This is a genomic window from Chitinimonas violaceus (assembly GCF_052601015.1).
This window is the reverse complement of sequence record NZ_JBQXDJ010000051.1, coordinates 19,620-31,268: the sequence shown is the minus strand read 5'-3', so window position 1 is coordinate 31,268 and position 11,649 is coordinate 19,620. Positions and strand designations below refer to the sequence as shown.

Genomic DNA, 11,649 nt, shown 5'->3' with positions numbered 1-11,649 from the left:
CCTATTTCGACCGCCTGGGAGTTCCAAGACTCGCCTAACCTCAACTTCTCGAACCGCCCGGTGCGGACCCGCATGCCGGGTGGTGTGGCAGGGGTCGGCCAAGTAATCTGGCCGCCCCTATGCCGATAGGCTGCCGACTAGGACTCACTTTTGGTTCGGGGCGTTACCCCGTGAGAGCCTGTAAAGATCTGTCGCAAGTAGCTATCAGCAGGGCCTAAAGCAGCACAAAAGCCTTGATCAAGGCTGCACAGTAAGATCGTAAGCAGGCACTGAGAAGTGAGTCCGTACAAATGGTGCTATCCGTTCGCTCAATAGCTGGTGTGTGCGGGTAGTAGGGTGCAGGACATCCCAGAAAACAAAGCTGTCTGGGTTGCTACACGCTGCACGTGGACTAGGGTTGCCCAAAAAGACAGTTAGATCGCTGCTGGTGATTTCAAGGCAGGGTGTATTTGTGTTGGTCATCCCATGATTCCCGGGATTGTTTAACACATCGTTGAACCAAGCGTAACCATCGAATAGCTGGATATGAATGTTCGAGTCCCCACCATTTTGCATTTTGAGGGCTGTTGTCATTTCCTCCAGCTGAGCGTTGTAGATCGTAATCTTATTCGCTACGGCTTCAGCATTATTTTTGCGGTTGAAAATAGGTGCGCGCGACATGTCTGGGAGTTTAAGCAACAGAATGTTGCGAGCGCCTGCATTGATCAGTAACTGCAAAGCCTCTCTTTGATTAGTAACGACATGCTCGACCGAGCGGTTGTAATTGACAAAGTCATTACCCCCGACAAAGAAAGTGAAAAGCGTGTTTTCTGGCCTATAGGCGGGCGCTTTTTGCATGTGTGCTTTCCAAAGCCGCACCTGATCCTTGATGCCTGGAATCTCTAAGGTCATAACGTTTGAAAACGAGAGGCTTTCATTACCCGCCCCTGAGCCGGCGATAGCCCAGCTATACAGTGGGAGTTTCAAGTCCCGTGCCAAGTATTCCACCCAGGTATAACCATTGCTGAAGCGACCGAGGAACCAACTATTTCGATTTGGCAATTGCCACTGCAGTGTGTTGTAGAGGTGTTGCGTGTCGGACAGGCTATCGCCAAATGCGACAATCTTGTTGATACGGTTTGGCTGGTTGGTGCTATCGATGCTCCAGATGCGGTAGTTGAATGAAAGTGCGTTATCAGCAGCGGCCCACATTACGACTTTACGATTGAGCCCCTTACGGCCGAGTGTCTGCTCACATACAGACTGCAGTGCCTCTTGCGCGGTAGTGGTGTAGAACATATTTTCCCAGCTGGTGGTACTGCCGGATTGCCAATACCCATTCACCGGGTAATTGGTATCGCTATCTAGGTTAAGTGCCCATACGTAATTTGTTGTGGGACGTAGAAGCGTCCCTGTCTGGTAGTAGCAACGCAGATACGTATAGGTATTGCTGGTTGATGATTGAGCATGCGCCGCATCGTTGTTGACCGATCTACGGGATAGATTGCGTAGCAACTTTTCAGAATTTGGGTCATGCGAAAGTAGATCGCTATTCCATATAGAGTTGGGTTGAGTGCTGGTTGCTTCTGCGGCGTGCACCCAGGACAGCAAAAGAGTGCTAAGTAGCAGGCGAGAGGCTTTCATAGATTGCTCCTGGAGTCGGGTGAAAGGTTGTGCCCATAACATCTACCGCATCGGCCGCCGAGAGCCTTGCTTGCCCGGTACGTTAGGTTCAGTAAGATGTCGGAGCATTTGCATAGAGTTGCGGTTAATTAGACATCTCTAATTAACATGCGTTTGCTGGGTCTGCATGCAGTAGCGCGGCGTTAGGACTTGTTCAAGATCTGTTGCTAGCCGTTTTAAACAGGGTGTGTTGCTGTGCAGTAAGATTTTGAATCGGTTCCTAGAGCAAATAAAAACGGCAGCCATAGGCTGCCGTTTTTATTTGCTGGCTAACTTCTTGAATCAGGGCGTCGCTAGCGAAAAGTGCGAACGAACAAATGGGGTTATATGCTCGCTCAATAGCTGGTGGATACGTGTGGTGGGGTGCAATACATCCCAGAACACATAAGCATCTGGATTACGGCACTCAGCTCTTGGCCCTGGATTGCCCAAATAATTGGCTTGGCTGCTTCCATTGATATTCAGACAAGGCGTGGTGGTGTCAGTCATCCCATAACGGGAAGGATTGTTCAGCAAGTCATTGAACAAGGAATAGCTATCGAATAGTTGGATATCGAGACTTCCACCATTCTGCGCATTCAGGTCTGAAGCAAGCTGGACCAGCTGGCGATTGTATTCCTCAACTTTCTGAGTCACGACGGCAGTGTTGCCTTTGTATTTGAAGATAGGGGCGCGCGATACATCGGGGAGTTTGAGCAGCAGGATATGGCGGGCCCCGGCATCGATCAGGTTCTGCAAGGCTTTTGTCTGATTTGTAATGACGTGCTCGACCGAGCGATCGTAATTAACAAAGTCGTTCCCACCGATAAGTACTGTGAACAGCGTGTTCTCCGGTCTGTAGCCCTGCGCTTTCTGCATGTACTCCTTCCAGGATTTCACTTGATCGGTTACACCGGAAATCACAACTTTTTCAGTATCGGTACCTGCGCCACCCACGGCCCAGTTATATAGGGGTAGTTTGAGTTCTTCGGCGAGGTATTCCACCCAGGTGTAGCCATTGGAGAATCGGCCGAGGAACCAGCTGTTCCGGTTGGGCAGCAGCCATTGCGATGCGTTGTAGACGTTCTGTGTGTCAGACAGGCTGTCCCCAAACGCAACGATCTTATTGATGCGGTTAGGCTGGCTTGCGCTATCCAAAGTCCACACCGTGTAGTTGTACGACAGCGCGTTATCCGCTGCGGCCCACATGGCGACTTCTGGATTAAGTCCCTGGCGGCGTAATGTCTGCGCGCATACCGATTTGAGTGCAGCTTGCGTGGTATCGCTGTAGAACATGTTCTTGCCGGGAAGGCCGGACCGCCAATACCCGTATACGCGGTAGTAATCGTTGCTCCCAGGGTTGGTTGCCCAGATGTAATTGGTCGTGGGTCTTAGGCGGGAGCCTGTCGGATAGAAACAGCGGAGATAAGTGTAGGTATTGCTGCTGGCTGACTGCTGCGATGGCAAGGCGTCTGAGCTAACTGACCTTTTCGACCGCCTGTTTAGTTTTTGCAGTGTTTCTACAGAGGCGGGACCGTGTGGGGACAGGTAATGGTCCAAGGCTGGATCGGGTCGAACATCGGCCGCATCTGCGGCGTGGGCCCATGATGACAACAACAGGGTACCAACTAGCAGGGTTTTGATTTTCATTGTGTCTCCTCATGCTTGATGGGATCCCACGATCCATGCCTGTTACCCGTCTTCTCAATAGGCGGCGCACAGGTTTGGCCCGATGGGGTTTCGAGATGAATGCATCTCTTCGTTACCCAAGTATTGGTTCGATCACTACTTGAGCGAGTGGCGATCATAACGCGATGTGAAGACTATTGAGCGGTTGCTCTAAATTTGTCGTGTGAATACAACTTGCTGATAGAAATAGGCAAACATTGCATTTATATGTCATTGGTCTATTTGGGAAAGACTGATCAATACAGGGTTTGCACTATTTAAGTGCTGAAAATTCTGTGTTAGAGCATATGCATTACATCGGATAATCGAGCGCTTGCTTGACTAAATATTCATTGGGACGTATGTTTCAAACAACCGTTTGACTGAATCGACTATGCTTCAGGTTAAACACGCCCTGGAGTCTGTTCGCTGATTGCCTGTAAGTCGTTGTGGGTGGGTATGGCGGTGCTGAGAGGGGCAAGAAATGCACTTTGACGCATGAAGCGGCACTTTTGGTGTGAAGCTGTAACAGCTCTTTTGAAGGTGGGTTATGCGGGCACAGCTGACCTTTGTGACTGCGCAATAAGATCGTAGACGGGCTCTTATGCAATGCATATTAGGGACAACTATCTAAAGACGGGCTTGGCGGAGCAGATGAACGGAACGGGTGAAGTAAGGCAAACAGATACTGCGACACGCATCCTCGATGCGGCAGAGGTTCTTTTTGTCGAACACGGTTTTGAAGCCACTTCCATGCGCATGATTACGCAGCGTGCCGAGGTCAATCTAGCTGCGGTCAATTACCACTTTGGTAGTAAAGATGCGTTGTTTCAGGGTGTATTCACGCGTCGGCTGACGCCGCTTACTCAACTAGCAGTACAAAGCTTGGAAAAGCTCGAACAGGCAGCCAAAGGTGCTGCACTTTCGGTGGACGCCATCATTCACGCGTTTATGGATGCAGCGCTTGATATCGCCCATGACCCCAAGCGGGGCGGCGTGATCTTTGTGCGCTTGTTGAGTCGGACTTTTATCGAAACCCACCCTGTACTGCGCGAAAGCCTGCCTCGTCACTATGAAGAGTTGGTTGGGCGTTATGCCAGTGCGACGGCCAAAGCACTGCCGCATATCGACCGGATTGAGCTGCAATGGCGGCTGAACTTTGCTTTTTCGGCCATATTCAATGCTTTCGCAGGTAACAACATCCTGCGTCTGTTTGTTAGTGATCCTGTTGTCAATGCGCGCGACCCGCGCTTGATTGCAACTTATCTTGTGCCCTTTGTGGTGGCGGGTTTAACTGCCCCAGCTGTCAAAGAGGGCGTTTCTCCCGATGTGAATCGGAATTAACCCTGGGAAGGAAGACCTCATGGCACTCACCATCCTGATCGTAGTGCTTGCGATTCTGGCGCTGGGCTATTTGCGCGCACCACTGATCGCCTGGACGGTTGCGGCTTTGGCCGGTATCGCTTATTCGGTATTTGCAAATGGCTGCCACGTTGGCTGGCTGATCGGCGCAGGTGTAGTTGCGTTGATATTTAACCTCGCACCGTTACGTCGTGCCCTGATTACCGGGCCGATCTTCGGCATCTTCAAGAAAATCACGCCGGCAATGTCGCAGACAGAGCAGGAAGCCATTAATGCCGGCACCGTCTGGTGGGATGCTGAGCTGTTTTCTGGCAAGCCGGACTACCAGAAGCTGCACAACTACGCGGCGCCAAAACTCAGTGCGGAGGAACAGGCTTTTTTGGATGGCCCTACCGAAACGCTGTGCCGCATGGTTGATGACTGGAAGATTGTCCATGAGCTGAAGGATTTGCCACCGGAAGTGTGGCAGTTCATCAAGGACAATGGCTTCTTGGGCATGATCATCAAGAAGAAATACGGTGGCGTGGAGTTCTCCAACTATGCCCATGCCCGCATTGTGACCAAGATCGCAACCCGTGGTGGTTCGGCTGCGGTTACTGTGATGGTGCCGAATTCACTCGGACCGGGAGAATTGTTACAGCACTATGGTACGGAAGCGCAAAAGGATTACTACCTGCCGCGTCTGGCCAAGGGTCTGGAAATTCCCTGTTTTGCCTTGACCAGTCCCTATGCAGGGTCGGATGCCGGTGCTATCCCTGATTTCGGTGTTGTGACCCGTGGTTCTTACACGGATCCGCGTACCGGTCAACGCCATGAAGATGTGATCGGTATCCGTCTGAATTGGGAAAAGCGTTGGATTACGCTGGCGCCTGTTGCAACCATCCTTGGTTTGGCTTTCAAGTTGTATGACCCTGAAAAGCTGCTCGGTGGCAAGGAAGATATCGGCATCACCTGTGCGTTGATTCCAGCCGAGCACGGAGGCGTACAAATCGGTCGCCGCCACAGCCCACCCGGTTCGGTATTCATGAATGGCCCGACCATGGGTAAGGATGTCTTCATTCCGTTGGAATGGGTGATTGGCGGCAAGGATTATGTGGGCCAAGGTTGGCGCATGCTGGTCGAATGCTTGTCGGTAGGCCGTGCTATTTCTCTGCCGGCCATGTCGGTCGCATCAGGCAAGTTTGCCAGCTTCGTTACCGGTGCCTATGCCCGGGTCCGTGAGCAGTTCGGCTTGTCGATCGGTAAGTTTGAAGGGGTTGATGAGGCGCTGGCCCGCATCGGTGGCTACACCTACCAGATGGATTCTGCCCAGCGCCTGGCGTTGTCGGGCTTGGATAGTGGTGAAAAGCCCTCGGTGATTTCAGCCATCCTCAAGTACCACAACACCGAACGTATGCGTAAAGTGTTGAACGACGCTATGGATATCCACGGCGGCAAAGCGGTGGTGCTCGGCCCGCGTAACTACTTGGGCAATGCCTATCAGACCATCCCGGTGGGCATTACAGTGGAAGGCGCCAATATCCTGACTCGTTCGATGATCATTTATGGTCAGGGCGCGATCCGTTGCCATCCTTTCGTCTTGCGTGAGATGAAGGCGGCGATGGCCAATGACGAAGTCGAGTTCGATAAGGCCTTCTCTGGTCACGTCGGTTTCGTATTCGACAATGCGATTCGTAGCTTTGTACTTGGTTTGACAGCTTCCAAGATTGCCTCGGCGCCAGTTGGTGGCGATATTGCCCAGTACTATAAGGATGTTGAGCGCTTGTCCGCTGCGTTTGCTCTGGCGTCGGACATGGCAATGTTCAGCATGGGTGGTTCGCTCAAGTTCCGCGAGAAGATATCTGCCCGATTGGGTGATGTGCTGTCCAACCTTTATATTGCTACCGCATCGCTAAAGCGCTTTGCTGATGATGGCAGCCCCAAGGAAGATTTGCCGCTGTTGAAGTGGTCGGTGCTGCAAGCCTTGCATGATGCACAAGAGGCAATGACGGGCTTCCTGGCCAATCTGCCCAATCGTCCACTGGCCTTTATTCTTGGTTGGATCATCTTCCCGCTGGGGCGGCACTTCACAACACCACGCGATCGGCTCGGTACCAAGATTGCCCGTTTGTTGATGCAGCCTGGCGCATCGCGTGACAGGTTGACGCGGGATGTGTTCATTCCTCAAGACGAAACGGATGCGGTTGGTGTTCTGAACCATGCTTTGAATGCGCACATCGAAGCAGAAAGCACGGAAGGCAAGTTGCGGCGCGCTCAGCGTGACGGTAAGTTGAAGGCCCTGAACGCCAAGGGTCGCTTGGATGAGGCGCTGCAAACTAGTCTTATTACTCAGGCAGAGTTCGATATCGTTACCCGTGCCCGTCGCCTCAAGCGTGAGGTGATCATGGTGGATGATTTCGACAAGATGCTGGACAAGCATGACACCGAGATCAGTCATCGAGAACCGGTTTGATTTGTAGGAACTTGCTTACGATCCTACTAACAGGTTCTAAGCAAAATAAAAAACCCCAGTCTAGACTGGGGTTTTTTATTGGGCACTGGCTATGCAGTGTGACAAAAAAGTCGTCAAGCTGTGGCTAGACCTACTGTTGTCCCTATTTTTGACTGTTTACTCTAGGCACTGTGTTATTCTCGCACAAGTTCAGTCTAGCGCTTGAGAGGCTGAGTCGAGCTTTCTTTCTACAAATAACAGGGACATATTAATGAACAAGTACGCACTGCGTGTTACGACGCTGCTGGTGAGCGCAGCCTTAGCACAACAGGCTTACGCCTCTGGTTTCCAGTTCAGCAGCCAGTCTGCATCGAATCAAGCGACGGCGAATGCCAGTACTGCAGAGGCTGCGGATGCCAGTACGATTTCTTATAACCCTGCCGGTTTGATGTATCTGGAAGGCACACAGTTCTCGGGTACCTTGAACATTGTCTCCCCGAGTATTAAAGCAAAAAACCAACAAGCCACCACCTTGAATGGCAACCCTATTGCAGGTTCGACCGATGACAGCATCGGCGACATGGCTGTTGCGCCGCATATGTATGCCTCCAAGCGTGTGAACGAGCGGATGGCATTGGGTCTGGGCGTCTATGTGCCTTTCGGCTCAGGGACCGACTACAAGCGTGATTCGGTCTTGCGCTACAACATCAATCAGACCAAGTTGGAGGTCATTGCATTTAATCCAACGGTTGCTTTCAAGCTGACCCCTAAGGTGTCGGTGGGTATGGGCTTGGTTGCCCAATATGCGCATGCTGAGTTGCGTCAGTCTGCCAACTTCGCTGCGGCATTGGCTCGTGTTTATTCCTTACAGGCTACCGCCGCTGGTGGCGCTGCCACCCCTCAGGGTCAAACCCTGTTGGCTGCTGCTGGTGCAGCTTTGGCTCAGGACGGTAAGGGACCGCTGGATGGCTTTGCTGAAGTTAAAGGCAATGATTGGGGATTTGGTTTTAATTTCGGTGCGTTGTGGGATGTCACAGATAGCACCCGCGTCGGTTTCAACTACCGTTCCAAGGTTAAGCATGAGCTGACAGGCGATGCTGACTGGACGATGCCGGCTTCAGATCCGGCAGTTTTCCCGAATGCGACGAGTATTATCGAGAACACCCTGGGATACATCGACTCCGCCGCCAAGGTGAAGGTCTCGACACCTGCCAGCTATTCGTTCCATATCATGCATCAGCTCAATCCGCAGACCCGTCTGTATGCTGATGTCAGCCGCACCAATCATTCCAGCTTCACCCAGGCTGATGTGGAATATGCAGCGCCTAAGAGAACAATCAACCCCAATCAAACCACCAACTTCACTCGGCTGAATTCGAACTGGAAGAACACGACCAAGATTGCTGTTGGTGCAAGTTATCAGATCACCGATCCGCTGCAATTGCGTATGGGTCTGGCACGCGACAAGTCACCGGTGCCGAGCGCGAACGACCGCCTGAGCACATTGCCCGACAGTGACCGTACTTGGCTATCCGTTGGTGCTAAGTGGGCTGCGACGAACGACCTGGCTTTCGACTTTGCTTACACCTACATCCACATCAAGAAGGCTTCTGCCAATGTGAATGGTTATTGTGGCGGTACCAACCCAGCTGCCTTACCGGCTGGTGCAGTCAACTGTGTATCGAGTTATACATCTGGTACAGTCGACTTCAAGAGCACTGCGCACTTGGTAGGATTGCAAGCCAACTATCGTTTCTAAGAACCTGGTCATGATCTTACTGCACAGTTGTGATCAGGGTATGTACTGCTCGAAAGCCTCATGTACCAAAGTACATTCCGGTTTCTGCGCTGCGCTTCACCCTGCTGACAGCTGCTCGCGACCGATCGTGAACATGTTTTAAGTGATATTGGCGTTAAATTTGGCCAGCGCGGGTGTATGCTCGCGCTGGTTTCGTTTTGTTTGATAAATCAGACGGTATAGGCCGGCTGGGAAAATTCAATCGCCACATATAGCCATCTTGTCGAGCAAGCGCTTGAATAAAACGAACGTTTGCATTAGTGTCTAGACTGATTTCTCTCGTGGTTGAATTTTGCGAGCCCCGATCGACTCCCTACATCGAGGAACACCATGTCCCAATCCAAATTCATCGTCCGCAAGGTAGCCGTGCTTGGCGCCGGTGTGATGGGTGCGCAGATCGCTGCTCACCTGGCTAACGCCAATGTTGAAGCTATCCTGTTCGACTTGCCGGCCAAGGAAGGCCCTAAGAGCGGTATCGCCCTCAAGGCGATTGACGCACTGAAAAAGCAGAACCCTGCGCCACTGGCTTCCAAGGGACGTGCCGATTTCATCACCCCTGCCAACTACGATGAGCACCTGCACCTCCTGAAGGATTGCGACCTGGTGATTGAGGCGATTGCCGAGCGTATGGACTGGAAACTGGGTTTGTATGAAAAGGTTGCGCCGCATTTAGGCGCCAACACGATTTTCGCAACCAACACGTCCGGCCTCAGCATCAACAAGCTGGCGGAAGGTTGCCCTGCATCGATGCGTTCGCGCTTTTGCGGTATTCACTTCTTTAACCCGCCACGCTACATGCACTTGGTGGAAATCATCCCTTGCGTGACGTCCGATGCGCTGATGTTGGACCAACTGGAAGGCTTCCTGGCGACGACACTGGGCAAGGGCGTGGTACGTGCCAAAGACACGCCAAACTTTGTTGCAAACCGTATCGGCGTCTATTCGATGCTGGCAGCTATCCACAACGCCGAAAAATTCGGCATTCGCTTTGATATTGTCGATGACCTGACCGGCCCTCGCCTTGGTCGTCCCAAGTCCGCCACATTCCGTACTGCCGACGTGGTGGGCCTCGATACATTCGCCCATGTGGTCAAGACCATGCAGGACACCCTGCCGAATGACCCATGGCATGCGCTGTTCCAGTCGCCGCAGTGGCTGCAGAAACTGATCGATGCAGGATCACTGGGTGCCAAGACCAAGGTCGGCATCTACAAGAAAGAAGGCAAGACCAAACTGGTGCTTGATCCGGCCAGTGGCCAGTACGTGGAAGCCAACAAGAAGGGTGATGACGCGGTCAAGGAACTGATGAAGATCAAGGATCCGGGCAAGCGTCTGCTCAAGCTCAAAGAGTCGAGCAACCCGGAGGCCCAGTTCCTGTGGGCGTGTTTCCGTGATGTGTTCCACTATATCGCGGTCCATCTGGATACCGTGGCCGACAACGCGCGTGATGTCGATCTGGCTATCCGCTGGGGCTTCGGCTGGAATGAAGGTCCGTTCGAGACCTGGCAGGCCGCTGGCTGGAAGCAAGTTGCCGAGTGGATCAAGGCCGACATCGATGCGGGCAAGACCATCGTCAACACCCCGTTGCCGGCTTGGGTATTCAGCCGCGATGGCGTGCATGAGCCCGCTGGTTCCTATAGCGCCAGCAAGAACGCCCTGGTGCCGCGTTCCAAGCTTGATGTCTACCAGCGTCAGTTGTTCCCCGCCCAGCTGGTCGGTGAAGCTGCGCCGGTCTATGGCGAGACAGTATTCGAAAACGAAGGTGTGCGTGCCTGGACAACGGGCGACGGCGTATTGGTCGTCTCCTTCCTGAGCAAGGCGCACGCCATTGGCCCAGCTGTGCTTGAAGGCATCAACAAGTCCCTGGATCTGGCTGAAGCGCAATTCAAGGGTTTGGTGATCTGGCACCCAGAGGAGCCATTCTCGGTAGGTGCCGATCTGTCATCCATGCTGCCTGCCTTCATGGCGGGTGACTGGGTCAGCATCGAAAAGATGTTGAGCGACTTCCAGGCTATGACCATGCGTCTGCGCTATAGCCAGGTGCCTGTGGTATCGGCTACCCGTGGTTATGTGTTTGGTGGCGGTTGTGAAGTCTGCCTGCATTCCGATCGCGTTGTGGCGCATCTGGAAAGCTATGTGGGTCTGGTGGAAGTGGGTGTTGGCCTGCTGCCTGGCGCTGGTGGCACCAAGGAGTTCGCGCTACGTGCTGCGTATGAAGCCCGTGGTGACGTATTTGCCGCACTGAAAGATCGTTACATGACGATCGCCACAGCCAACGTGGCCAAGAGCGCCGAAGAAGCCAAGGAACTGGGTTTCCTCCGCGACTCGGACGTGATTGTGTTCAACCAGTACGAGCTGCTGTTTGTTGCCAAGCAGCAAGCCCTTGCCTTGGCTGAGTCGGGTTATCGTGCACCTTTGAAGGTCAAGGGTTTCCCGGTTGCTGGCCGTTCGGGCGCAGCATCAATCAAGGGGCAGCTGACCAATATGATGGAAGGCGGCTTCATCTCGAAGCACGACTACCATATTGGTGCACTGATCGCCGACATCATCACCGGCGGTGATGTAGAAGCCGGTACCCTGGTCGATGAGCAGTGGATTCTCGATTTGGAGCGTAAGGGCTTCCTGTCGTTGCTGAAGAACGAGAAGACCCAAGAGCGCATCGCCTACATGTTGCAGAACAACAAGCCACTGCGTAACTAAACCCAATCCTCCCACGTGCAAACGGGGGAGGGTGGCTGCATGCTGCGTT

6 protein-coding genes are annotated in these 11,649 nt (G+C 52.9%); 4 read left to right on the top strand and 2 right to left on the bottom strand.

Annotated features, from left to right (window positions below; all coding sequences use genetic code 11):
* Window positions 1–237: 237 nt before the first annotated feature.
* Window positions 238–1,623 carry an SGNH/GDSL hydrolase family protein gene (locus ACUHMQ_RS15575; protein ID WP_445296382.1) on the bottom strand — a complete coding sequence of 462 codons (1,386 nt, stop codon included), beginning with the start codon at window positions 1,621–1,623 and terminating at the stop codon, window positions 238–240.
* A 321-nt stretch (window positions 1,624–1,944) separates the two neighbouring features.
* Entirely contained in the window at window positions 1,945–3,108 is a 1,164-nt protein-coding gene (locus tag ACUHMQ_RS15570; protein ID WP_510182278.1) for an SGNH/GDSL hydrolase family protein, read from the bottom strand.
* 810 nt (window positions 3,109–3,918) lie between these two features.
* On the opposite strand from ACUHMQ_RS15570, the gene ACUHMQ_RS15565 reads away from it, so the two are divergent.
* The 4 genes from ACUHMQ_RS15565 (at window position 3,919) to ACUHMQ_RS15550 (ending at window position 11,600) form a co-directional block, all read left to right on the top strand.
* On the top strand, window positions 3,919–4,653 hold the full coding sequence (locus tag ACUHMQ_RS15565) for a TetR/AcrR family transcriptional regulator (protein WP_445296380.1): 735 nt from the start codon (window positions 3,919–3,921) through the stop codon (window positions 4,651–4,653).
* A gap of 19 nt (window positions 4,654–4,672) precedes the next feature.
* Window positions 4,673–7,123 carry an acyl-CoA dehydrogenase gene (locus ACUHMQ_RS15560; protein WP_445296379.1) on the top strand — a complete coding sequence of 817 codons (2,451 nt, stop codon included), beginning with the start codon at window positions 4,673–4,675 and terminating at the stop codon, window positions 7,121–7,123.
* 250 nt (window positions 7,124–7,373) lie between these two features.
* Window positions 7,374–8,861, top strand: a complete 1,488-nt coding sequence (locus ACUHMQ_RS15555) for an OmpP1/FadL family transporter (protein WP_445296378.1) — start codon at window positions 7,374–7,376, stop codon at window positions 8,859–8,861.
* Between the two features lie 369 nt (window positions 8,862–9,230).
* Window positions 9,231–11,600: a 3-hydroxyacyl-CoA dehydrogenase/enoyl-CoA hydratase family protein gene (locus ACUHMQ_RS15550; protein ID WP_445296377.1), complete on the top strand. Its 2,370-nt coding sequence runs from the start codon at window positions 9,231–9,233 to the stop codon at window positions 11,598–11,600.
* The last annotated feature ends 49 nt before the right edge of the window (window positions 11,601–11,649 follow it).

Coding starts and splice junctions, on each gene's coding strand:
- ACUHMQ_RS15575 (WP_445296382.1), bottom strand. CDS start 1,623: ATGAAAGCCTCTCGCCTGCTACTTAGCACTCTTTTGCTGTCCTGGGTG.
- ACUHMQ_RS15565 (WP_445296380.1), top strand. CDS start 3,919: ATGCATATTAGGGACAACTATCTAAAGACGGGCTTGGCGGAGCAGATG.
- ACUHMQ_RS15560 (WP_445296379.1), top strand. CDS start 4,673: ATGGCACTCACCATCCTGATCGTAGTGCTTGCGATTCTGGCGCTGGGC.
- ACUHMQ_RS15555 (WP_445296378.1), top strand. CDS start 7,374: ATGAACAAGTACGCACTGCGTGTTACGACGCTGCTGGTGAGCGCAGCC.
- ACUHMQ_RS15550 (WP_445296377.1), top strand. CDS start 9,231: ATGTCCCAATCCAAATTCATCGTCCGCAAGGTAGCCGTGCTTGGCGCC.